Source organism: Luteimonas sp. KH_071 (assembly GCF_057838005.1).
Genome location: NZ_CM174458.1, coordinates 798569 through 820355, shown reverse-complemented (window position 1 = coordinate 820355; position 21787 = coordinate 798569). Strand labels below are relative to the sequence as shown.

Annotated in this window: 23 protein-coding genes and 1 tRNA gene; 3 read left to right on the top strand and 21 right to left on the bottom strand. The window is 68.0% G+C overall.

The genetic code is table 11. The features are described from left to right. Positions 1–66 precede the first annotated feature (66 nt). Positions 67–1398, bottom strand: coding sequence for a dicarboxylate/amino acid:cation symporter (locus tag AC3IRM_RS03755; RefSeq protein WP_489204927.1), 1332 nt, complete (start codon positions 1396–1398; stop codon positions 67–69). Positions 1399–1503: 105 nt separating this feature from the next. Between AC3IRM_RS03755 and recQ the strand changes: the two genes are divergently transcribed. Beyond that, positions 1504–3348, top strand: a complete 1845-nt coding sequence (gene recQ / locus AC3IRM_RS03750) for a DNA helicase RecQ (RefSeq protein WP_489204926.1) — start codon at positions 1504–1506, stop codon at positions 3346–3348. A gap of 157 nt (positions 3349–3505) precedes the next feature. On the opposite strand, the gene AC3IRM_RS03745 is transcribed toward recQ, so the two are convergent. From AC3IRM_RS03745 to AC3IRM_RS03650, 20 genes are all read right to left on the bottom strand, one after another. Next, positions 3506–3581, bottom strand: a tRNA-Lys gene (locus AC3IRM_RS03745). A 71-nt stretch (positions 3582–3652) separates the two neighbouring features. Then, on the bottom strand, positions 3653–4330 hold the full coding sequence (gene queC, locus AC3IRM_RS03740; protein WP_489204925.1) for a 7-cyano-7-deazaguanine synthase QueC: 678 nt from the start codon (positions 4328–4330) through the stop codon (positions 3653–3655). Between the two features lie 76 nt (positions 4331–4406). After that, positions 4407–5087 carry a 7-carboxy-7-deazaguanine synthase QueE gene (gene queE / locus AC3IRM_RS03735; protein WP_489204924.1) on the bottom strand — a complete coding sequence of 227 codons (681 nt, stop codon included), beginning with the start codon at positions 5085–5087 and terminating at the stop codon, positions 4407–4409. 3 nt (positions 5088–5090) lie between these two features. After that, positions 5091–5909 (bottom strand): tol-pal system protein YbgF, encoded by an 819-nt coding sequence (ybgF, locus tag AC3IRM_RS03730; protein WP_489205824.1) that lies wholly within the window; start codon positions 5907–5909, stop codon positions 5091–5093. Between the two features lie 8 nt (positions 5910–5917). After that, a complete protein-coding gene (pal, locus tag AC3IRM_RS03725; RefSeq protein ID WP_489204923.1) occupies positions 5918–6430 on the bottom strand; it encodes a peptidoglycan-associated lipoprotein Pal in 513 nt (170 codons plus the stop codon). Between the two features lie 65 nt (positions 6431–6495). Then, entirely contained in the window at positions 6496–7818 is a 1323-nt protein-coding gene (gene tolB, locus AC3IRM_RS03720) for a Tol-Pal system beta propeller repeat protein TolB (protein ID WP_489204922.1), read from the bottom strand. 216 nt (positions 7819–8034) lie between these two features. Next, entirely contained in the window at positions 8035–9012 is a 978-nt protein-coding gene (locus tag AC3IRM_RS03715; RefSeq protein WP_489204921.1) for a cell envelope integrity TolA family protein, read from the bottom strand. Between the two features lies 1 nt (position 9013). Then, positions 9014–9451, bottom strand: a complete 438-nt coding sequence (locus AC3IRM_RS03710; RefSeq protein ID WP_159677951.1) for an ExbD/TolR family protein — start codon at positions 9449–9451, stop codon at positions 9014–9016. Between the two features lie 67 nt (positions 9452–9518). Further along, the gene (gene tolQ, locus AC3IRM_RS03705; protein WP_489204920.1) at positions 9519–10316 is read right to left on the bottom strand and encodes a protein TolQ; all 798 of its coding nucleotides are present in this window, start codon (positions 10314–10316) and stop codon (positions 9519–9521) included. A gap of 6 nt (positions 10317–10322) precedes the next feature. Next, the gene (ybgC, locus tag AC3IRM_RS03700) at positions 10323–10772 is read right to left on the bottom strand and encodes a tol-pal system-associated acyl-CoA thioesterase (RefSeq protein ID WP_489204919.1); all 450 of its coding nucleotides are present in this window, start codon (positions 10770–10772) and stop codon (positions 10323–10325) included. Between the two features lie 19 nt (positions 10773–10791). Further along, positions 10792–11823 carry a Holliday junction branch migration DNA helicase RuvB gene (gene ruvB, locus AC3IRM_RS03695; RefSeq protein WP_310232277.1) on the bottom strand — a complete coding sequence of 344 codons (1032 nt, stop codon included), beginning with the start codon at positions 11821–11823 and terminating at the stop codon, positions 10792–10794. A 107-nt stretch (positions 11824–11930) separates the two neighbouring features. Further along, the gene (locus tag AC3IRM_RS03690) at positions 11931–12932 is read right to left on the bottom strand and encodes an LLM class flavin-dependent oxidoreductase (RefSeq protein WP_489204918.1); all 1002 of its coding nucleotides are present in this window, start codon (positions 12930–12932) and stop codon (positions 11931–11933) included. A 161-nt stretch (positions 12933–13093) separates the two neighbouring features. Then, complete coding sequence (locus AC3IRM_RS03685; RefSeq protein ID WP_489204917.1) at positions 13094–14383, bottom strand: diguanylate cyclase; 1290 nt, start codon at positions 14381–14383, stop codon at positions 13094–13096. Positions 14384–14478: 95 nt separating this feature from the next. Continuing rightward, entirely contained in the window at positions 14479–16404 is a 1926-nt protein-coding gene (locus AC3IRM_RS03680; protein WP_489204916.1) for a potassium transporter Kup, read from the bottom strand. A gap of 34 nt (positions 16405–16438) precedes the next feature. Further along, positions 16439–17029, bottom strand: a complete 591-nt coding sequence (ruvA, locus tag AC3IRM_RS03675) for a Holliday junction branch migration protein RuvA (protein ID WP_489204915.1) — start codon at positions 17027–17029, stop codon at positions 16439–16441. 83 nt (positions 17030–17112) lie between these two features. Further along, positions 17113–17634: a crossover junction endodeoxyribonuclease RuvC gene (ruvC, locus tag AC3IRM_RS03670; protein ID WP_489204914.1), complete on the bottom strand. Its 522-nt coding sequence runs from the start codon at positions 17632–17634 to the stop codon at positions 17113–17115. Beyond that, a complete protein-coding gene (locus AC3IRM_RS03665; RefSeq protein ID WP_489204913.1) occupies positions 17631–17975 on the bottom strand; it encodes a hypothetical protein in 345 nt (114 codons plus the stop codon). The genes ruvC and AC3IRM_RS03665 overlap by 4 nt, the downstream gene beginning before the upstream one ends. Positions 17976–17994: 19 nt before the next feature. Next, complete coding sequence (locus AC3IRM_RS03660) at positions 17995–18711, bottom strand: YebC/PmpR family DNA-binding transcriptional regulator (RefSeq protein ID WP_489204912.1); 717 nt, start codon at positions 18709–18711, stop codon at positions 17995–17997. A 37-nt stretch (positions 18712–18748) separates the two neighbouring features. After that, a complete protein-coding gene (locus AC3IRM_RS03655; RefSeq protein WP_489204911.1) occupies positions 18749–19387 on the bottom strand; it encodes an esterase/lipase family protein in 639 nt (212 codons plus the stop codon). Further along, positions 19384–20223, bottom strand: a complete 840-nt coding sequence (locus AC3IRM_RS03650; protein WP_489204910.1) for an AraC family transcriptional regulator — start codon at positions 20221–20223, stop codon at positions 19384–19386. The genes AC3IRM_RS03655 and AC3IRM_RS03650 overlap by 4 nt, the downstream gene beginning before the upstream one ends. A 108-nt stretch (positions 20224–20331) precedes the next feature. Here AC3IRM_RS03650 and AC3IRM_RS03645 point away from each other — a divergent pair, with 108 nt between their 5' ends. Together AC3IRM_RS03645 and AC3IRM_RS03640 are read left to right on the top strand one after the other, a co-directional pair. Then, complete coding sequence (locus AC3IRM_RS03645; RefSeq protein WP_310151758.1) at positions 20332–20760, top strand: organic hydroperoxide resistance protein; 429 nt, start codon at positions 20332–20334, stop codon at positions 20758–20760. Between the two features lie 51 nt (positions 20761–20811). After that, on the top strand, positions 20812–21753 hold the full coding sequence (locus AC3IRM_RS03640) for an alpha/beta fold hydrolase (protein WP_489204909.1): 942 nt from the start codon (positions 20812–20814) through the stop codon (positions 21751–21753). The last annotated feature ends 34 nt before the right edge of the window (positions 21754–21787 follow it).

The window sequence follows — 21787 nt, the reverse complement described above, 5'->3', positions numbered from 1 at the left end:
GGGCGGGAGCCCGCAATTGTCCCATGCCTGCCGCCGCGCTGCCGGGCGGCCTGTGTCGCCGTCGGCTCAGAGCGTGCGCGGATCCGGCTCGGCCAGTGCCGCATCGAGGTCCGCTTCCGGTGCATCGGCCGGCTCCGAACGCCCGATCACCACCGAGCCGGCCATGTCGCCGCCGATGTTGACCACGGTACGGCACATGTCGAGCAGGCGGTCGACGCCGAGGATCAGGCCGATGCCCTCGGGCGGAATTCCGAACATCGCCAGGATCATCGCGATCACCGGCAGCGAACCGCCGGGCACACCGGCGGCGCCGACACCGCCGAGGATGCACAGCAGCAGGATCAGCACCTGCTGCCCCATGCCCAGTTCGACGCCGAAGAACTGCGCCAGGAACAGCACCGTGATGCCTTCGAACAGCGCCGTGCCGTTCATGTTGGCGGTGGCGCCGAGTGTGCAGACGAAACGCGCCACACGGCGCGGCACGCCGAGATTCTCTTCGGTGACCTTGAGCGTCGTCGGCAGCGTGGCGCTGGACGACGAGGTGGAGAACGCCGTCAGCAGCGCCGGTTGCGCGCCGCGGAAGAACGTCAGCGGACTCATGCGCCCGAAGACCCACAACAGGATCGGGATCACGATGAAGAAGTGGAAGCCCAGCGCCGCGATCACGGTGCCGACGAACCGGGCGAGTTGCACCAGCACATCGACGCCGAGGCGCGCGGTGATCGAGAACAGCAGCGCCGCGACCGCGTACGGCGCCAGCGCGATCACCCAGCCGATCAGCTTCAGGCAGATGTCGTAGACGCCCTGCACCGCGGCGACAAAGCTGCGCGTGCCCGGCGTGCGCAGCGCGGTGGCGGCGATGCCGAACATCAGGGCGAAGAACATCACCGCGATCAGATCGCCACGGGCGGCGGCGTCCACCGGATTACGCGGCACGATGTTGAGCAGGATCTGGATGCCGGAGACGCCCTCGCGTGCGCCGGCGATCTCGGTCGCGCGATCGGAACTCGCCGCCAGCAGTGATTGCGCGACCTCGGGATCGATGCCGCGTCCGGGCTGGAACAGGTTGACCGCGACCAGGCCGATCAGCACCGCCATCGTGGTGACGGCCAGGATCCACAGCAGCGTCTTGAGCCCGATGCGCCCGAGCGATGCCGGATCGCCGATCTCCACCACGCCCAGCACCAGCGCCGAAAACACGAGTGGGATCACCAGCATGAACAACAGACGCAGGAACACCTGGCCGACCGGATCGGTGACGTAGGTGATCAGCCCGTCCAGCCAGCCGGCATCGGCGACGTAGAAGTTCGCTGCGAGGCCGGCCACGGTGCCGATGACGAACCCGATCAGCATCTTGGTGTGCAGCGGCATGCCGTCGGCGCTGGGGGTCGAGGTCATCGGGAACGATCCTGGGCAGAGGTGGGGCAGCTTAGCAAAGCGCCGGGCATCTTCTGACGGACCGATACGGCGCCTGGTCCGAGCGCCAGCCGGTATCCTTGGCGCATGTCTTCGCTTCCCCCTGCCGGCATCGCCGGCGACGCGCTCGCCACCCTGCAGCGCGTCTTCGGCCATGCCGCGTTCCGCGGCGAACAGGCCGCCATCGTCGAACACGTGGCTGCGGGCCACGATGCCCTCGTGCTGATGCCCACCGGCGGCGGCAAGTCGATGTGCTACCAGGTGCCGGCGTTGCTGCGCGATGGTGTGGCGATCGTGGTCTCGCCACTGATCGCGCTGATGCAGGACCAGGTGGACGCGTTGCTGCAGTCCGGCGTGCGCGCGGCATTTCTCAATTCGACGCTCGACGCTGAGACCGCGCAGCGGGTGGAGCGCGAGCTGCTCGCCGGTGAACTCGACCTGCTCTACGTCGCGCCCGAACGGCTGCTCACGCCCCGGTTCCTGTCGCTGCTGGATCGCGCGCCGCTGGCGCTGTTCGCGATCGACGAAGCGCACTGCGTGTCGCAGTGGGGCCACGATTTCCGCCGCGAATACCGCGAGCTGACGATCCTGCACGAGCGCTGGCCCGATGTGCCGCGCATCGCGCTGACCGCCACCGCCGATCCGCCCACCCAGCGCGAGATCGCCGAGCGCCTGCAGTTGGAGGACGCGCGCCGCTTCGTCAGTTCCTTCGACCGGCCCAACATCCGCTATACGGTCGTGCAGAAAGAGAACGCCAAGCGCCAGCTGCTCGATTTCGTGCAGGGGCATCGCGGCGCGGCCGGCATCGTCTATTGCCTGTCGCGGCGCAAGGTCGAGGAAACCGCCGAGTACCTCGCCGGTCAGGGCATCGATGCGATTCCATATCACGCCGGTATGGATTCGGAGCTGCGCGCCGCCAACCAGCGCCGCTTCCTGCGCAGCGACGGCGTGGTGGTGGTGGCGACGATCGCATTCGGCATGGGCATCGACAAGCCGGACGTGCGCTTCGTCGCGCATACCGACCTGCCGAAATCCATCGAGGGCTACTACCAGGAAACCGGCCGTGGCGGCCGCGACGGCGAGCCGGCCGATGCGTGGATGTGCTACGGCCTCGGCGATCTCGTACTGCTGCGGCAGATGATCGAGCAGTCCGAATCCGGCGACGAGCGCAAGCGGCTCGAACACCGCAAGCTCGACGCACTGGTCGGCTATTGCGAGACGATGCGCTGCCGCCGCCAGGTGCTGCTGGCGAACTTCGGCGAGGACTACGCGGCCAAGGGCGCCGGCCAGCCCTGCGGCAACTGTGACAACTGCCTGGACCCGCCGGCCGCGTGGGATGCCACCGTGCCCGCGCAGAAGGCGCTGAGCTGCGTGTACCGCAGCGGCCAGCGCTTCGGCGCCGCGCACATCATCGACATCCTGCGCGGCAGCGAGAGCGAACGCATCCGCCAGTTCGGCCACAACCAGCTCAGCACCTACGGCGTGGGCACGGACGTCGATGCGCGCGTGTGGAAGAGCGTGCTGCGCCAGCTGGTCGCGCAGGGCCTGCTCGATGTCGACGCCGAAGGCTACGGCGGCCTGCGCCTGACCGAAGCCAGCCGCGGCGTGCTCAAGGGCGAAACGCAGGTGATGCTGCGCAAACCGACGAATACGAAGGAACGGGCGCGCACGTCACGCGCGGCCACCGGTGCCGACATCGATCTCGCGCCGGCCGATCGGCCGCTCTTTGAATCACTGCGCGCCCTGCGCGGACGCCTGGCGCGCGAACAGAACGTCCCTGCCTACGTGATCTTCCACGACGCCACATTGCGCGAGATCGCACGCCTGCGCCCGATCAGCCACGGCCAGCTGGGCGGCATCGGCGGCGTGGGCGCCGGTAAGCTGGAACGCTACGGCGACGCCGTGCTGGAAACAGTGCTGGACGCGGATTGAGCGGCGCGTGCGGTCTGCTGATCGAGAGCGGTGATCGCACCGTGCCGGCGTTCGCAGATCCGGCGGCGGTCCAGGCGCCAGCTGGTTGCCGCGACGCGCGCAGCGGACGATGGCGTCTCTGCGATCGTGACGATCGCTGCGCCTACGCGCTGGAAGCTGGTGGGTCGTGATGGATTCGAACCATCGACCAGCGGATTAAAAGTCCGATGCTCTACCGACTGAGCTAACGACCCGGAAGACAGTCACCGGCAGCGAGGCCGGCGCAGGGGGCGCATTCTAGCGCAATGTGGGCGGCGCGTCGGCCTCAATCGGCCGATTGCGCGTAGCGCGTGGGATCAGGGACGCCTGCAGCGGTGAATCCGTCCGCGCGCAAGCGGCAGGCGTCGCAGTGGCCACAGGCCATGCCCTGCGCGTCGGCGTTGTAGCAGGACACCGTGAGCCCGAAATCGACGCCGAGCCGCACGCCTTCGCGCACGATGTCGCCCTTGCCCATGCGCTGCAGCGGTGCGTGCACGCGGATGCCGGCGCCTTCGACGCCCGCCCTGGTCGCGAGGTTGGCCAGACGTTCGAACGCCTCGACGAATTCGGGGCGGCAGTCGGGATAGCCGGAATAGTCGACCGCGTTGACGCCGCAGAAGATGTCCGCTGCGCCCAGCACTTCAGCCCAGCCGAGCGCGAGCGACAGCATGATCGTGTTGCGCGCGGGCACGTACGTCACCGGGATACCGGATCCACCCGCTTCCGGCACGTCGATGTCGTCGGTCAATGCCGAGCCGCCGATGCTGCGCAGGTCGACATCGACGGTCTTGTGCACGTTGACGCCCATCGCCGCAGCGACGCGCACGGCCGCGTCCAGCTCGGAGGTATGGCGCTGCCCGTAGCGCACGCTCAGCGCATGCACATCGAAGCCCTGTTCCTGGGCGATGGCGATGACGGCGGCGGAGTCCATGCCTCCGGACAACAGGACAACGGCTTTTTTCATGGGAGAGATCTGGATGCGGAACGGAAATTCGGATGACGCGTGACAGGCCAGCGCAGCCCCGGGGCGGACGCGGGGCTCAACGGCCCGGTTCGTCGTCCCACAGCAACTTGTGCAGCTGCATCTGGAACTTCACCGGCAGACGGTCTGCGACGATCCAGTCGGCCAGTTCGCGACCCGTGATCTCGCCCTTGCTCGGCGAGAACAGCACGTCGCAGCGATGCGGCAGACCTTTGGTCAACACGATATCGCGTGCCCACTCGTAATCGGCCCGCGAGCAGACGACGAACTTGATCTGGTCGTGAGCGGTCAGCAGCGGCAGGTTGTCCCAGCGGTTACGGTGCGCCTCGTTGGATGCAGGCGTCTTGATGTCGAGCACGCGACTCACGCGGGGATCCACGTCACTGATGTCGAGCGCGCCCGAGGTTTCCAGCGATACCTGGTAACCGGCATCGCACAGACGCCGCAGCAGGCCGATGCAGCGCTTCTGCGCCAGCGGTTCGCCGCCGGTCACGCACACATGGCGGACGCCATGCTTCGCGACCTCGGCGAGTATGTCGTCGACCGTCCACCAGTCGCCGCCGTGGAAGGCGTACGCGGTGTCGCAATAGGTGCAGCGCAGCGGACAGCCTGTCAGGCGGACGAAGACCGTCGGCCAGCCGGCATCGCGGGCTTCGCCCTGCAACGACAGGAAGACTTCGGTGAGCTTGAGCCGGTCGGCCGCGGATGCGGCGACCGCATCGGGCGCGACGGCGGTCATGGATCAGCGCAGGCGCGAGAGCTGGATCGCGCGGAGCCGGTCGGCGGCGGTGCGTGCCGCATCGGTGCCGGGATACTGCCTGCCGACATCGGCGAGCGTGGTCTCGGCGCCGTCGAGGTCTTTCAGGCCGTACTGCGACAGGCCGACCTTGAGCATCGCGCCCGGGGCCTTGTCGCTCTGCGGATAGCGCTGCAGCAGCGAAAGGAACTGCTCCTGCGCCAACGCGTAATTCTGGGTGACGTAATAGCTTTCGCCGAGCCAGTACAGCGCGTTCGGCGCGTAGCTGCCCTGCGGGTGCTGTTGCAGGAAGCCCTGGAACAGCGTGGCGGACTCGTCGTAACGCGCATTCTTCAATGCATCGAACGCCTGCTCGTAAGCGGCGCGTTCGTCGGCAGGTGCGGCCTGCGGTGCAGCGGGCACAGCGCCCGTCGCGGCGCCACGCGCGGCCTGCGCATTCGCGCCTGCCGCGGGGGCCGGCGTTGCATCGCCGGTGGGATCGGGCAGTTCCAGACCACCGCCACCGCCGCCCTGCCCGCTCTCGAGCCGGTTGAGCCGGCCGTCGATGTCGAGGTACTGGCTGCGGTTGCTGGACTTGAGCTGCTCGTTCTGCTGCTGGAGTTCTTCCACCTGCGAGCGCAGGGACACGATCTCCTGCCGCAGCTGGTTGAGCTGGTTCAGCAGATCGACGTTCGCGCTGGTATCACCGGCGCGCGCTTCGAGCGAAGCCACGCGGTCCGCGAGGCTCGCCCGTTGCGCCCATGCGGGCGCGGCGACCACGAGGGTCGCCGCGAACGCGACTGGCAGTACCAGCCAATGACGCATCGAACGCATCAGCGAGCGGTGTAGATGATCTCGACGCGACGATTGCGGGCCCAGCAATCTTCGTTCGAGTCATTGCAGACCGGACGCTCTTCGCCGTAGCTGACGACAGCCAGCTGGGCAGCCGAACCACCGTTGGCCTGCAGCGCCGAGGACACGCCATTGCCACGGCGCTCGCCGAGACCCTGGTTGTACTCGCGGCTGCCGCGCTCGTCGGCGTGGCCTTCCAGCGAGATGCGCGAAGCGCTGCGGTCACGCAGGTACTTGGCGTGGCAGGCCATCACGGCCTGGAACTCCGGACGCAGGTTGTCCTGGTCCAGATCGAAGTAGACGACGCGCTGACGCAGGCATGCGTCGCTGTCGAGGTCGGCCGGCGAGTATGCGCCCGCGGTCGAGGGGGCCGGAGCCACGGTGCCGGTCGACGGACCGGTATCGACCGGTGCCTCTTCCTTGACCTTCTTGGAACACGCAACGGCGGCGGTGCAGAGCATCGCGGCCAGCATCAAACGGGTGGTCATCTTCATCTCGTCGATCCTTGGTTTTCTATGGCAACAGGGCAATTGTGATTGGACGGGTCGTGCAGGCAACGTCAGCGCTGTTCCCGGTACGGTCCCCATGCCGGCTCGCGCACATCGCCATCGGCGAGGACGAGGCGCTGACGCACACGGCCATCCGAGGACACCGCATACAACACACCCCTGCGCCCCTCACGCGCCGCGTACAGGACCATGCCGGCGTTCGGGGCGAAACTCGGCGATTCGTCGAGCGACCCGGGCGACAGCGTGGACCAGCGGGGCGACCCCAGGCTGCGATCCAGCAAGGCAATACGGTACACGTTGCCTGAACCTTGCGCCACGACGATTTTCTTGCCATCGAAAGACACCGACGGGTCGGCGTTGTAGCTGCCCTCGAAGGTCACCCGCGTGGCGCTGCCACCGGACACCGGCGCCTGGTAGACCTGGGGGCGGCCGCCCCGATCGGAGATGAAGTAGATGCTGCCGCCGTCGGCCGCCCAGGACGGCGAGGTGTCGATGGCGAAGTGGTTGGTGACCTGGGTCAGCGACTTGCTGCCGAGGTCCATGACGTAGATCTCGGGGTTGCCGCTGCGTGAGAGCGACAGGGCCAGGCGGCGCCCATCGGGAGAGAACGCCGGGGCGCCGTTGATGCCGCGGAAGCTCGAGACCAGCTCACGACCGCCGCTGGTGATGTCCTGAATGTAGATCGCCGAGTTGCCGCTCTCGAAGCTGACGTAGGCCACGCGGCGGCCGTCCGGGCTCCAGCTCGGCGACATCAGCGGCTCGTTCGAGCGCACCACCGTCTGCGGGTTGTAGCCGTCGGAGTCCGCCACGATCAGCGCATACCGCGCGCTCGGGCCGACGCCGGTCTGGGTGATGTAGGCGATTCGGGTCCAGAAGGCACCACGCACACCGGTGATCTTCTCGTAGATCGCGTCGGCCATCTGATGGGCGACATCGCGCATCGCATTCGGGCGGCCGGTCATCGCCAGACCGAGCACACGCTCCTGCTTGGCAACGTCGAACAGTTCGTATTCGACCCGATAGCTGCCACCGCCCGCGTCGACGACCCGGCCGACGACCAGGAAATCCTGCCGCAGCGCGCGCCAGGTCGGGTACTGGACCTCGCTGCCACGCGTCGGCCGCTCGACGATGTCGCGTTCGGGCAGCGTGCGGAATTGGCCGGAGCGGTCGAGGTCGGCGCGCACCACGGCGGCGACATCGGTATCGGGCGCGGTGCCACTGCCCTGGTAGGGCATCGGCACGACGGCGATCGGCATCGCCTGGGCGCTGCCGCCGGTGATGTCGATCTCGAGCCCCTGTTGCTGCGCGCTCGCCATCATGGGCAGGCCGAGCGCGAGCAGAGCCAACAGACAACGGATCAGAATGGGTTTCATCGGCTTACCGGTTTGAAGAGAGTGAACCCGCGCAGCTTGGCCGCTGCACCGGGGAACAGGATGAATACCAGCGCAATCATCGCGCCGCACAGGTGAACAGGATGGTGAAGCCGCGCGAGAAAGCCGGCGCGAAGTCCGCGCAGGGCACCGGCGCGGCGGCCGGGCGCAGACCGCACGAAGCGAAGACGGGAGGGCGCGCAACGCGGCGCGCCGGCATCAATCCTGCGCCGTGAAGTTGAGGTTGAGTCTGCGGTTGAAGACCGACTGGAAGCCTTCGTACGGCAGCGGCTCGGCGGCGCGCACCGCGGCTTCGACCGAGCGCCGGCCCTGCGCGTCATACGGACACGACGCGTCGAATTCGACGTTCAACACCTCGCCACCCGGCAACTGGGTGATGTAGAGGCGGCAGCGCTGGCCCAGCGGCACGTTGTCGGGACGGCGCCAGTTGCGTCGGATCGCTTCCTGCAGCGCGGCGGCGTACTTTGCGGCCAGGCCACTGTCGCCATCAGGACGGCCCGGCGGCGGGCTCGCGGCGGACGCGGCGGCGCGCTGGTCGGACGCCGTCTGCGCGTTGCGCTCGGCGATCTGCTTCAGGCGTTGCTCCGACAGCTGCGCTTCGCGCTGGGTCTTCTCGCGCTCGGCGCGCAGCTTCTCCAGTTCCTGGCGCGCGAGCCGGCGCTTCTCCTCGGCTTCCTGCTGCTTCTGCTGCTCGGCCAGCTCGATCTGCGCCTGGCGACGCTTCTCTTCCTGCTCCTTCTCGCGCTGCTCGGCGGCCAGTGCATCGCGCCGCACGGCGGCCTGCGAAACGGAGTCGGGCTCGGGCACGACTTCCTGCAGCTGCGGCTGACGCTGCTCGACGGCGTCCTCGGGACGCGGCTCGGGCAGGGGCTGCGGCGGCGCGGCCGCGGGTGCCTCGATCGGCTCGGGCACCGGTTCCGGCAACGGATCGGGGACCGGCTCGGGCGCGGGTTGCGGATCGGGCAACGGTTCGGGTCTGCTGGCCAACGCGCGCTGGTCGGCCGCGCTCAGCGCGTTGGGGTCGATGAGGTCGGCCGAGACCGGTGAGCCCATCGCAGATTCGGGCCGCGACGACGCATTCCACAGCGCGCCGAGGAGGATCAGGCCGAACAGCAGCACATGGACCAGGATCGACAGTCCGATTGCCACCGCATTGTCGGAACGCGACTCGCGCATCTCAGTTCGCGCTTTCCGCCGGACGGCTGATCAGGCTGACCTTGGTGATGCCGGCCTCGTTGATGAGGTCGATGGCATTCATGATCCGCTGGTAGCTGGCCGCGCCGTCGCCGCTGACAAGGATCGTCGCGTCGGGGTTCTGGGTGTGGATGCCACGCAGGCGCGCGACCAGATCCTCACGCGACACCGAGGTGTTCTGCTGCTCGACCATCAGTGCGAGCTGGCCATCGGGATAGACGCTGACGACCACAGGATCCTGCGGAGATCCGAGCGACATCGCACGCGAGTCCGGCAGGTTGATGTCGGTACCCAGATTCATCAGCGGCGTGGTGACCATGAAAATGATCAGCAGCACCAGCATCACGTCGATGTAGGGCACGACGTTGATTTCGTTCTTGAGCTTGCGCCGCTTGGAACGGCGAAGGGAGATCGACGACATGGCGGAATCCGGATGCGGGGGCGTTCGAGAACGTGCGATCCGGCGCGCTCACGCGCGCCGGAGGAGATCAATCGACGCCGGTCTGGCGCTCGAGAATCGACGAGAACTCGTCGGAGAAGGCTTCAAAGCGCGTGGCGACGCGCTCGACCTTGGTCGCGAAGCGGTTGTAGGCCCACACCGCCGGGATTGCGGCGAACAGGCCCATCGCAGTCGCGATCAGCGCTTCGGAGATACCCGGCGCGACGGTGGCGATGGTCGCCTCCTTGACGCTGGCCAGGCCGTGGAACGAAATCATGATGCCCCACACGGTGCCGAGCAGGCCCACGTAGGGCGCGATCGAACCGACATTGGCGAGGTATTCCAGATTGCTCTCCAGCCCGTCGAGTTCGCGCGCACCGGCGACACGCATGCCGCGTTGCGCGCCTTCGAGATGCGTACGCGCATCGACGCCGCGGCGCTGCCGCTGACGCGAATACTCCCGGTAGCCCGCTTCGAAGATGGCCTCCAGGCCCTCGATCTCACGGTTACGCTCGGTCGCCGACGCGTAGAGCTTGCTGATCTCGGCGCCCGACCAGAACCGTTCTTCGAAGCGATCGGCTTCCTTCTCGGCACGGTCGAGCAGGCGCTTCTTGCGGAAGATGATCACCCACGAAGACACCGACGCGAACAACAGCAGCAACATCACCAGCTGCACCGGAATCGATGCGTGCAGCACCAGTTCGAGAATGCTGAGGTCGTTGGGCAGCGGCGCGGTCGCCGCCGCGGCGGCACCGGTGTTCGCCAGCTCGGTCGCGCCTGCGGCGGCCTCTTCGGGCAACGCCTGCACCTGGGCGGCGGACTGCAACAGCACGGGCATGAGACTCATCCAGGATTACTCCGCTGACGTTTCGAGTGACTTGAGTTGTGTGTAGAGCGCGTCCGGAATCGCACGCGGCCTGAAATCGGATGCCGACAGTGCCGCGACACGCACCTCGGCATCGAGCAGAAGTTCGCCGTTACGGCGCACCTCTTGCACGAACACCGCGCTTGCACGCCGGCACTGCCGCAGCGCCACGCTGACCTCCAGCGCATCGTCGAGCCGCGCCGGACTCCGGAAATCGATCCGCATCGCACGGACCGCGAACACCGTGCCGTGCGTATCGCGCAACATCTGCTGTCCGTAGCCCTGGGCGCGCAACCACTCGCTGCGCGCGCGCTCCATGAAAGCCACGTACTGCGCGTGATAGACGACGCCACCTGCGTCGGTATCTTCCCAATAGACGCGTGTCGGCCAACTGAATAGACCGGTCGGACCGGTCGCAGGGCTGGAAATCGCTGTCAAAGCCGCACCTCGCAGGGCATCAGAACAGGTGACCGGGGGTCGCGGTGGCGTCGCGGCGCGGTTCCAGCCCCAGATGGCGCCAGGCCTTGGTGGTCGCCATGCGGCCGCGCGCGGTGCGCACGAGATAGCCCTGCTGGATCAGATAGGGCTCGATGACGTCTTCGAGCGTGCCGCGTTCCTCACTGAGGGCGGCCGCCATCGACTCGACCCCGACCGGGCCGCCGTCGAAGTTCTCGATGATCAGATGCAGCAGCCGGCGATCGAGTTCGTCGAAGCCCTCCGGATCGACCTTGAGCATCTGCATCGCGGCGTTCGCCACGTCGCGGTCGATACGGCCACCGGCGCGCACCTGCGCATAGTCGCGCACGCGGCGCAACAGGCGGTTGGCGATACGCGGTGTGCCGCGGGCGCGCTTCGCGATCTCGGCAGCGCCGTCGGGTTCGCAGGACAGGCCGAGGATCTGCGCCGAGCGGCGCACGATCCGGGTCAGCTCCTCGGCGCTGTAGAACTCCAGCCGCTGCACAATGCCGAAGCGATCGCGCAACGGCGCGGTCAGCAGGCCCGCGCGCGTGGTCGCGCCGATCAGGGTGAACGGCGGGAGATCGATCTTGATCGAACGCGCCGCGGGGCCCTCGCCGATCATGATGTCGAGCTGGAAATCCTCCATCGCCGGGTACAGGACCTCCTCCACCACCGGCGACAGGCGGTGGATCTCGTCGATGAAGAGCACATCGTGCGGCTGCAGATTGGTCAGCAGCGCGGCGAGATCACCGGCCTTCTCGATCACCGGCCCCGAGGTCACGCGCAGTGCGACGCCGAGCTCGTTGGCGATCACGTGGCTCAGCGTGGTCTTGCCCAGGCCCGGCGGCCCGAAGATCAGCACATGGTCGAGCGCCTCGCGGCGCTGCTTCGCGGCCTCGATGAAGATCGACATCTGTTCGCGGACCGGCAATTGGCCGAGATATTCGTCCAGCCGCTGCGGCCGGATGCTCGCCTCGATGGCGTCGTCCTCGCGGGTGGCGTCGGCGGCGATGATGCGGTCTGCGGTCATGCACGCATGATCGCATGCCGCGGGCGCGGTCATGCCGCGGAAGCGCCGTCGGGCGCGATGCCTTCAGCACAGCGCAACGCGCCCGAGGGCGCTCCCACGGGGTCCAATCAGGCGCGCATCGCCTCCGCGGCCAGCGCGAAGCTGTGCTTGCGCGCGTCGTGGTCGAAAATGTTGGCGGTCAGCATCAGCTCGTCCGGGCGATGGCGCGCGATGAACTCGGCGATGCCGTCACGCACGTCGGCCGGATCGCCGATCACCGAGCACGCCAGCGACTGGGCGACCATCGCTTTTTCGGCTGGCGACCAGAACGCCTCGATATCGTCGATCGGCGGCGGGATCAGCCCGGGCGTGCCGCGCCGCAGGCGCACGAAGCTCTGCTGCTGCGTGGTGAACAGGCGATCGGCTTCGGCGCGGGTATCCGCCGCGACCACGTTGAGCGCGAGCATCGCGTGCGGCTGGCGCAGGTGCTTCGAGGGACGGAAATCGCGGTGGTACAGCGCCAGCGCCTCCGACATCGCAGCGGGCGCGAAATGCGAGGCGAACGCATACGGCAGGCCGAGCGTCGCCGCGAGACCGGCGCCGAACAGGCTGGAACCGAGAATCCACACCGGCACGTCGAGACCCGCGCCAGGCACGGCCTGGACAGGCTGGCCAGGCTGCGCGGGTTCGAAGTAGCGCAGCAGCTCCATGACATCGGACGGGAACGCATCCGCGCCGGCGTAATAGCGCCGCAGCGCCTTCGTCGTCGGCTGATCGGTGCCGGGCGCACGACCCAGACCGAGATCGATGCGCCCCGGATACAGCGACGCCAGCGTGCCGAACTGTTCGGCCACCTGCAGCGGCGCATGGTTGGGCAGCATCACCCCACCCGACCCGACGCGGATCGTCGATGTGCCGCCGGCGATATGCCCGATCAGCACCGCGGTCGCGGCGCTGGCGATGCCGGGCATGTTGTGGTGCTCGGCCAGCCAGTAGCGCGCGTAGCCGAGCGCCTCGCCATGGCGGGCGAGATCGAGCGAACGGGCAAAGGATTCGGCCGGCGTGCTGCCTTCGGTGACCGGGGCGAGATCGAGAATCGAATATGGAGTGGGACTGGATGAGGTAGGCATCTCCAGAGGATGGGGCCATCCCGCCAGGAATCCACCACATCAGTAGGACGCTCTCGTGCGCCGAGCGCGAGCAAACCGAGCCGACACTGACCGCGGATGTCACGCCTGATGAGCGTCGACCCGCCGTCGAGCGCGTCCGGCACGCCGCCACGCGTGCGCGCTCAACCTGTTTCGACGACCCGGTTGCGCCCGCGCGCCTTGGCGAGGTACAGGCGCCTGTCGGCTTCGGCCAGCAGCTGATGCAGACCATCTCCGGCGCGTGCGCTCCGTACGCCGATGCTGACCGTCATTCGCAACGCACCGCTGGGCGTGTCCATGTTCAGATCTTCGATACGCTGACGCAGCGCCTCGAAGTACGCTTCCTGCGCGGAACGCTCGAGATCGGGCGCCAGCACACAGAACTCCTCGCCACCGAACCGTGCCACCAGATCCTCCGGGCGCGCATGCAGCGACAGGGCAGTCGCAACCTCGCGCAGCGCATGGTCACCGGCCTCGTGGCCCCAGCCGTCATTGATGCGTTTGAAGTGGTCGACATCCAGAATCGCCATTGCGAGCGGTCGCCGCACGGACTGGGTGCGCTCCACCATCTGCTCGGCTTGATCGAGAAAGTGGCGGCGATTCGGCAAGCCGGTCAGGAAATCCCGGGTGGCCAGATCCTGCAAGCTGCCGATCAGCTCCAGCTGATCGACGTTCTGCGACACCCGGCAAAAGAACTCCTCCCTCGAATAGGGCTTGCGCAGGAAATCGTTTGCGCCGCTCTTGAGGAAACGCGCCACCAGACTGGCGTCCTCGCGACCCGACACTCCGATCACCGCGACGCGGTCGCGGGCGCGCAGCGCGCGCAGGCGCCGCGTCAGCTCCACGCCCTGCATGCCGGGCATTTCCTGATCGATGATCGCCAGACGGATCGTCGGGTCCGATTCCAGCGCGTGAAGTGCGGTGCTTCCGTCGACAGCCTGGACCACGCGATAACCGAACGTCTCGAGCAGCGCGACGGTGTGCAGCCGCGCGGACACCGAATCGTCGACCACCAGCGCCGAGATGCGCCGGTTGCGCTCCAGACGCTTCACCAGCCAGACGATGTAATCCAGGCTGCCCGGCGTGCTTTTGAGCACGACGTCGATGACCCGGCGCCGCAGCATGCGCTCGCGCAGATCCTCGTCATAGACGCCGGTCACGACGATGGTGGAGATGCCGCGGTCATGGAAGCAGTCGATCACCGTCTCGCGGTCGCCGTCGGCCAGCACCAAGCCCGTCAGTGCGAGGAACCAGTCGTCGTAACGGTCGAGAAACCCGCGCGCTTCGGCCAGCGTGGAGGCGACGACGACGGGGAGTTCGAGCTGCCGCTCGATTGCACCGGCGATCGCCTGTGCGTATGCGCGCGAATTCTCAACCACCAGCACGCGCTGCGGCAGAACCGGACTCTGGTCGATCGTTTGGTGCGCTGGCATACGAGGCAACCCTTCGACAGCATTACACCGTTATCGACCACACGCCCGGCAAGTTGAGCGCCGATGGACAACTTGCGTGAACGCGCGCACGGCCCTCAGATCTGCACCTGCGACCCCAATTCCACCAGCCGGTTCCCCGGAATCCGGAAGAACACCGTCGCCGGCGCCGCATTGCGGTGCATGAAGGCGAACAGCTTGTCGCGCCACACCGGCATCCCGCGATGCGGACTCGCCACCACCGTCTCGCGACTGGTGAAGTAGGTCGTGTCCATCGGATCGAGCACGATGCCGTTCTCGATGTCGCCGCACCGCATCAGCGCCATCGGCACGTCGGGCGTTTCCATGAAACCGAAGCGGATCGTGATGCGGTGGAAGTCGTCGCCGATGGATTCCATCTTCAGGCGCCGGTCCGGCGCCGCGTAGGGCAGCGTCAGGGTTTCGACGGTCAGGAACACATTGCGCTCGTGCAGCACCTTGTTGTGCTTGAGGTTGTGCATCAGCGCGTGCGGCACGATGCCGCGGTCACTGGTCAGGAACACCGCGGTGCCGGGCACGCGCACCGGCGGGGCGAGCATCAGGCCCGGCAGGAAGGTGTCGAGGCGGATGCCTTCTTTCTGGATTTCGGCGTGCAGCAGCTGGCGCCCGCGACGCCAGGTGCGCAGCAGGGTGAACAGCGTGATGCCGAGCACCAGCGGGAACCACGCGCCCTGCAGCACCTTGGCGCCGTTGGCGACGACGAACGCCACGTCGATGAAGATGAAGACCGCGCAGCACGGCAACACCCAGCGCCGCCAACGGGGCCACAGCGCGCGGGCGACGACGATCAGCAGCAGGGTGTCGATCAGCATCGTCAGCGAGACCGAGATGCCGTAGGCCGCGGCCAGCGCCGATGAGGTCTGGAAGGTCAACACCAGTGCGATGACGACAATCGCCATCGCCCAGTTGATGCCGGGGATGTAGATCTGGCCGATGGTGTCGCTGGAGGTATGGCGCACGTGCATGCGCGGGATATAGCCCAGCTGCATCGCCTGGCGTGCGACCGAGAAACCGCCGGTGATCACCGCCTGCGAGGCGATGACCGTGGCGCAGGTCGCCAGCACGATCATCGGCCAGCGCGCCCACTCCGGCACGCCGATGTAGAACGGGTTCTGGATCGCCGCCGGATCCTCGAGCACCAGCGCGCCCTGGCCGAGATAGTTGAGCATCAGCGACGGCAGCACGAAGAAATACCAGGCGTACCGGATCGGCTTGGCGCCGAAGTGGCCCATGTCGGTGTAGATCGCCTCGCCGCCGGTCACCGCCAGCACCACGGCGCCGAGAATGAAGACGCCGCCCCAACTGTGCTCGAGGAAGAAGCGGGCCGCCCACAGCGGGTTGATCGCATTGAGCACTTCCGGCTCGTGCAGGATGTTGAACACACCGAGCGCCGCGAGCGACAGGAACCACAGGATCGTGATCGGGCCGAACACGCGGCCGACCTTGGCGGTGCCATAGCGCTGGGTCGCAAACAGCGCTGCCAGCACGATGACCGTCACCGGAATGATCCACGCATGCAGCCCCGGCGCGACGACCTCCAGGCCCTCGACTGCAGACAGCACAGAAATTGCAGGTGTGATCACGCCATCGCTGAAGAACAGCGAGGCGCCGAACACGCCGAGGATGCCGACGAGGTACCCCGACTTCCCGCCTTTGGCGAGACAGCGCTGGGCCAGCGCCATCAGCGCCATGATTCCGCCCTCGCCGTCGTTGTCGGCGCGCAGGATGATCGTGACGTACTTGAGCGTCACCACCAGCATCAGCGACCAGAAAATCATCGACAGCACACCGAGGACGGTGTCGTGGTTGGCGATCAGGCCGTAATGCGGCGAGAACGCCTCGCGCAGCGTGTACAGCGGACTGGTGCCGATGTCTCCGAAGACGACGCCGATCGCGCCGGCGATCAGTCCTGCCAGCCCGACCTTGCCATGTCCCGTACCGTGGGTACGCGGGCCCGTGCCGGGCTGATTGCTGGCGTGTGACATGTGGTGTCGACCCTGCCGACGAGTGTGTGGAGTGTCAGCGAAGCGCGGACTGTAGCGCTTTCCGGATGATGATTTCGGGCGGGTCGCCCTCGTTCGCTGCGGCCTTCGCCATCCGCGCCGCATCGGCGGGTTTGTAGCCCAGCTGCTGCAACGCCACGACCGCCTCCGACATCGGATCGGCCGGGACCTGCACGCCGCCGATCGCCCCGCCCGCGCCTGCCAGATCGGCCGCCCGGTCGCGCAGTTCGACCACCATGCGCTCGGCGGTCTTCTTGCCGATGCCCGGGATCTTGGTCAGCGCGGTGACATCGCCGGTGTGCACCAGGCGCGCGAAGGTGTCGACGCTGACGCCCGACAGGATGGCCAGCGCGATCTTCGCGCCGATGCCGGTGACCTTCTGCACGTCGCGGAACAGCCGCCGCTCGGACTCGTGCAGGAAGCCGTACAGCGAGACGCTGTCCTCCTTCTGCGCGTAGTGCGTGAACAGCGCGACCTCGCGGCCGACTTCGGGCAGATCGTAGAACGTGCTCATCGGCGCTTCGAGTTCGTAGCCGACGCCGCCCACGTCGATCACCAGCCAGGGCGGTGCCTTGTGGGCGAGCGTGCCACGCAGTCTTCCGATCATGGGTATCCGAGTCCGACGCTTACGGTGAGGCCGTCAAGCCGCTTTCGCGGGAATGACGGTGGATAGGATAGAGACGCAGCCGGTCACTTGCGCCCCCAGGCCTGCTTCACGTCGACGCCGAGCCGCTTCGCGGTCGCGCTGACGTGCGCATGCGTGATCGCGACCGCCAATGCATCGGCGGCGTCGGCCTGCAGCTTGCCCGACAGTCCGAGCATCAGCCCGACCATGTGCTGGATCTGCGCCTTCTCGGCGCTGCCCCGCCCGACCACGGCCAGCTTGACCTCGGTGGCGGCGTACTCGCTGACCGGCAGATCGCGCAGCACCACCGCGCCGATCGCCGCGCCCCGCGCCTGGCCGAGCTTGAGCGCCGAGTCGGGATTGCGCGCCATGAATACCTTTTCGATCGCGACCTCGTCGGGCCGATGCTCGATGATCAAGGCGGTCAGCCCATCGAGCAGCCGACGCAGGCGCGCGGGAAACTCCCCCGCGGTCACCAGCACCAGCGGTGCATGGAACACATGCGTGACCTTTCCGCTTGCATCGACGTCGATGATGCCGACGCCGGTGCGCTGCGAACCTGGATCGATGCCGAGGATGCGGGTCATGCCACGGCCTGCGGCGGGCGCGACTGGCGCGGCGCGAGGCGCCGTGCGGCGACGAAGGCCGCCCAGCCGATCAGCGCGCTCATCGCGATGCGCGCCGGGAAATACACCAGCGCCGGCAGCGCGAACAGCCAGGCGACGACTCCACTGGGCATGGCCAGCAGCGCGACCGACTTCACCCAGTACAGCGCCGGCAGGTGGCCGGCCAGCAGCGCATCGACCGATGGCCCGGGCATCGCCCAGCCCGCATTGCCGACCACGACCAGTGCCAGTACCGCGATCAGGCCATCGCCGATGCTGCCCACGACGGACGCCCAGCCAACCCAGAGCAGGAAAGTCCGCATCGGCGGCAGGCGCTGCCCGTCAGCCCTCGAACTGCGCGTTCGAGTAGACCGCCTGCACGTCGTCGAGATCCTCGAGCAGATCGAGCATCTTGCGGACCTGCTCGGCCGTCTCGCCGTCGACGGCGATGTCGTTGTCGGCGCGCAAGGTCACTTCGGCATGGCCGGGCACCAGACCGGCGGCGGTCATCGCGTCACGCACCGATTCGAACGCATCCGCGCTGGTGACCACGTCGATCGCGCCGTCTTCCGGATACACGACGACGTCGTCGGCGCCCGCCTCGATCGCGGCCTCGGTCACCGCGTCCTCGTCCAGACCTTCGAAACTCAGCACGCCCAGCCGCTTGAACATGAAGGCCACCGAGCCTTCGGTGCCCATGTTGCCGCCGCACTTGCCGAACGCGTGGCGGACTTCGGCCACGGTGCGCACGCGGTTGTCGGTCAGCGTGTCGACGATCACGGCGACGCCGCCCGGGGCGTAGCCCTCGTAGCGGATCTCCTCGTACTCGACGCCTTCGAGCTCGCCGGTCGCCTTCTTGATCGCGCGCTCGACCACGTCCTTGGTCATGTTCTGGGCCATGCCCTTGTCGATCGCCGTGCGCAGGCGCGGGTTGTTCGACGGATCACCGCCGCCGGCACGCGCCGCCACGCCGATTTCGCGAATGATCTTGGTGAAGATCTTGCCGCGCTTGGCGTCGGTCGCGTTCTTGCGGGCCTCGATCGAAGGTCCTCGTCCCATGGGTCGTCAGGTCTGTTGGCGTTGGAAGCCGGCGATTTTACTCCGCATGCCGCGACCGCGCGTGCTCGAAGCGGCCGTGGCGGAGGAATCCGACGGTCTGTCGCACCGCATCGGCCGACAGCAGCAGGCCGCTGTGGCTCGCCTGCACCACGATGTGATCCGCCAGCGCAGGCGCGCGGGTCTCCTCGACCGATACCGTGCCGTCGTGCGGCCCGTCGAAACGCGCCAGCAGCGCGCCCAGCCCACGCGGCACGCAGCCGGCGACCATGCCGACCTCGAGACCCGCCGGCCATTCGACGCAACCGGCATGCAGGAGTTCGGCGCTGCGGCCGAAGTACAGATGCGACATCGGCACCCGTGCCAGTGCATGCGCCGCGCCGCTGCCGCAGACCGGCGAGCCCAGGCAGACGATGCGGCCCACCGGCAGATCCGGCGTCGCACCTGCTGCCCGCAGCGCCGACAGGCCGCCCAGACTGTGGCCGACGACGTGGGCCGGCCCCTGTGCGAGGGCGTCAGCAAGCCGCTCGCCCGCCGCATCCGGCCCGCCGGCGATGCTCGGGTACCCGATGATCTCGGGTTCGAAACCCGCCTCGGCCAGACCGCGCGCGAAGCGGCGCATCGTCAGGCCGACCATCCAGATGCCGTGCAGCAACAGCACCCGCGTGGGCGCGCTCATGCGACGGCCTCGCGCGCCGCACGCGCCTGCCGCCAGGCCCGCGGTGACACACCGCTGTTCGCCTTGAACGCACGCGACAGCGCGGCCTCGCTGCCGTAGCCGACTTCGTCGGCGATCAGCTTCAACGGCCGGCCGCGGCGCAGCGCCTGCTTGGCCAGGCGCACGCGCCAGTCCTGCAGGTACTGCCCGGGGGTCATGCCGACCCTGTCGACGAAGGTGGTCGCGAATGCGCTGCGCGACATGCCCGCGGCCTGCGCGAGCGCGTCGAGTGTCCACGCGCCAGCAGGCGCCTCGTGCATCGCGACCAGCGCATTGCGCACGCGCGGGTGCGACAGGCCGGACAGCAGCCCGCCCTGCACCTCGCCCCGCTCCATCAACTGGCGCAGCACCTGGATCATCACCACCTCGAACAGGCGTTCGATCAGGGCCAGGCGCCCGCAGCGCTGGTCGAAGGCTTCCTCGAACAGCAGCGCCAGCACCGGTGCTGCGCCGGCGATCTCGTCCAGCGGCAGACACACGACCTCCGGCAGGGCGGCGGCGACCGGATTGTCCGCACCGCCCTCGAAGCCGAGATGGGCGCAGACCATGTCCGCGCCGCGGCCCGGATCGGTGACGAAGCGATGCGCGGTGGGGCGCGGGAACAGCAGCAGACCGGGGCCGGTGATCGACCGCGTTGTGCTCCCGTAGTGCACCTCGACCGCGCCGCTGCGCACCAGGTGCAGCTGGCCGTGGACGCCGTCGCTGTCGAGCGTGTTGATGCCGCACAGCGCACGGGCGTTGAACACCCGGGCGTTCATCGGGAAATGCGCCATCAGCGCCGCAAGACGATCTGCCACATCCGGACTCCAGATCAAATTTTATGGACTTTATATCACCCAAGGTTCCACAGCGGCGCGCACAGTGCACTCACCGGGCGGCACCCGCCCACCACCAGGAATTCCGCCATGTCCATCGAGAAGACCCTCTACACCGCCTCGGCCACCGCCACCGGCGGTCGTGACGGCCGCGCCCTGTCCTCCGACCGCGTGCTCGACATCGCCCTGTCCACGCCCCGCGAACTGGGCGGCGCCGGCGGCCCCGGCACCAATCCCGAGCAGCTGTTCGCCGCAGGCTACTCGGCCTGTTTCCTCGGCGCACTGAAGTTCGTCGCCGGCCGGCAGAAGGTCGCGCTGCCAGCGACCACCACCGTCACCGGCACGGTGGGCATCGGTCCGATTCCCACCGGGTTCGGCATCGAGGCCGCCCTGCGTATCGACGCACCCGGCATCGACCGCGAGGTGCTGCAGGACCTGGTCGCGCAGGCCCACATCGTCTGCCCCTACTCCAACGCCACGCGCGGAAACATCGACGTGACGCTGTCGATCGCCGACTGATCCACCCGCACCCGCCCCGCCCCGCATCCATCCCACACACGAGGATCCGCCATGAATGCTTTCACCCGCACCGTCGCCGCCAGCCTGCTGGCCACCGCCCTCCACGCCGCGCACGCCGCGCCGTCTGTCGAACCCGCCCGGATCGCCGCCGCCACCGTCGACGGCACCTATGTCGTCACCGCCGACGGCGTGCGTCTCTACGTCAAGGACTGGGGCCCGAAGGACGGCCCGGTCGTGACCTTCAGCCACGGCTGGCCGCTGAACTCGGACAGCTGGGAATCGCAGATGCTGTTCCTCGCCGGGCAGGGCTATCGCGTCGTCGCCCATGACCGTCGCGGCCACGGCCGCTCCAGCCAGCCCTGGGACGGCAACGACATGGACCACTACGCCGACGACCTCGCCGCGGTGATCACAGCGCTCGACCTGCGCGACGTCACCCTGGTGGGCTTCTCGACCGGCGGCGGCGAGGTCGCACGCTACATCGGCCGCCACGGCACCGGCCGGGTGAAGAAGGCGGTGCTGGTCGGCGCGGTCACGCCCTTCATGCTGAAGACCGACGACAACCCCGACGGCGCGCCGATCGAACTGTTCGACGGCTTCCGCGCCGCAGCCCAGGCGAACCGGGCGCAGCAGTACCTCGACATCGCCTCGGGTCCGTTCTTCGGCTTCAACCAGCCCGGCGCCACCGTCAACGCGGGGCTGGTGCAGAACTTCTACGTGCAGGGCATGCAGGCCGGCCACAAGAACACCTTCGACTCGATCGCCGCGTTCTCGGCCACCGACTTCCGTCCCGACCTCGCGAAGTTCGACGTGCCCACACTGGTGATCCACGGCGGCGACGACCAGATCGTGCCGCCGGCGATGTCGGCCCAGCTGGTGCCGCGCCACGTGGCGCAGGCCGAGGTGATCCTCTACCCCGGCGCACCGCACGGCATCACCGACACGCACAAGGACCGGCTCAATCAGGACCTGCTCGCCTTCCTGCGTCGCTAGACCGCTCGCTGCACGCCATGCATCGCCGGCCGCA

What these genes read in the sequence shown, in the direction of transcription:
- AC3IRM_RS03755 (WP_489204927.1), bottom strand. Translation starts at nt 1,398, where the DNA reads ATGACCTCGACCCCCAGCGCCGACGGCATGCCGCTGCACACCAAGATG.
- recQ (WP_489204926.1), top strand. Translation starts at nt 1,504, where the DNA reads ATGTCTTCGCTTCCCCCTGCCGGCATCGCCGGCGACGCGCTCGCCACC.
- queC (WP_489204925.1), bottom strand. Translation starts at nt 4,330, where the DNA reads ATGAAAAAAGCCGTTGTCCTGTTGTCCGGAGGCATGGACTCCGCCGCC.
- queE (WP_489204924.1), bottom strand. Translation starts at nt 5,087, where the DNA reads ATGACCGCCGTCGCGCCCGATGCGGTCGCCGCATCCGCGGCCGACCGG.
- ybgF (WP_489205824.1), bottom strand. Translation starts at nt 5,909, where the DNA reads ATGCGTCATTGGCTGGTACTGCCAGTCGCGTTCGCGGCGACCCTCGTG.
- pal (WP_489204923.1), bottom strand. Translation starts at nt 6,430, where the DNA reads ATGAAGATGACCACCCGTTTGATGCTGGCCGCGATGCTCTGCACCGCC.
- tolB (WP_489204922.1), bottom strand. Translation starts at nt 7,818, where the DNA reads ATGAAACCCATTCTGATCCGTTGTCTGTTGGCTCTGCTCGCGCTCGGC.
- AC3IRM_RS03715 (WP_489204921.1), bottom strand. Translation starts at nt 9,012, where the DNA reads ATGCGCGAGTCGCGTTCCGACAATGCGGTGGCAATCGGACTGTCGATC.
- AC3IRM_RS03710 (WP_159677951.1), bottom strand. Translation starts at nt 9,451, where the DNA reads ATGTCGTCGATCTCCCTTCGCCGTTCCAAGCGGCGCAAGCTCAAGAAC.
- tolQ (WP_489204920.1), bottom strand. Translation starts at nt 10,316, where the DNA reads ATGAGTCTCATGCCCGTGCTGTTGCAGTCCGCCGCCCAGGTGCAGGCG.
- ruvB (WP_310232277.1), bottom strand. Translation starts at nt 11,823, where the DNA reads ATGACCGCAGACCGCATCATCGCCGCCGACGCCACCCGCGAGGACGAC.
- AC3IRM_RS03690 (WP_489204918.1), bottom strand. Translation starts at nt 12,932, where the DNA reads ATGCCTACCTCATCCAGTCCCACTCCATATTCGATTCTCGATCTCGCC.
- AC3IRM_RS03685 (WP_489204917.1), bottom strand. Translation starts at nt 14,383, where the DNA reads ATGCCAGCGCACCAAACGATCGACCAGAGTCCGGTTCTGCCGCAGCGC.
- AC3IRM_RS03680 (WP_489204916.1), bottom strand. Translation starts at nt 16,404, where the DNA reads ATGTCACACGCCAGCAATCAGCCCGGCACGGGCCCGCGTACCCACGGT.
- ruvA (WP_489204915.1), bottom strand. Translation starts at nt 17,029, where the DNA reads ATGATCGGAAGACTGCGTGGCACGCTCGCCCACAAGGCACCGCCCTGG.
- ruvC (WP_489204914.1), bottom strand. Translation starts at nt 17,634, where the DNA reads ATGACCCGCATCCTCGGCATCGATCCAGGTTCGCAGCGCACCGGCGTC.
- AC3IRM_RS03665 (WP_489204913.1), bottom strand. Translation starts at nt 17,975, where the DNA reads ATGCGGACTTTCCTGCTCTGGGTTGGCTGGGCGTCCGTCGTGGGCAGC.
- AC3IRM_RS03660 (WP_489204912.1), bottom strand. Translation starts at nt 18,711, where the DNA reads ATGGGACGAGGACCTTCGATCGAGGCCCGCAAGAACGCGACCGACGCC.
- AC3IRM_RS03655 (WP_489204911.1), bottom strand. Translation starts at nt 19,387, where the DNA reads ATGAGCGCGCCCACGCGGGTGCTGTTGCTGCACGGCATCTGGATGGTC.
- AC3IRM_RS03645 (WP_310151758.1), top strand. Translation starts at nt 20,332, where the DNA reads ATGTCCATCGAGAAGACCCTCTACACCGCCTCGGCCACCGCCACCGGC.
- AC3IRM_RS03640 (WP_489204909.1), top strand. Translation starts at nt 20,812, where the DNA reads ATGAATGCTTTCACCCGCACCGTCGCCGCCAGCCTGCTGGCCACCGCC.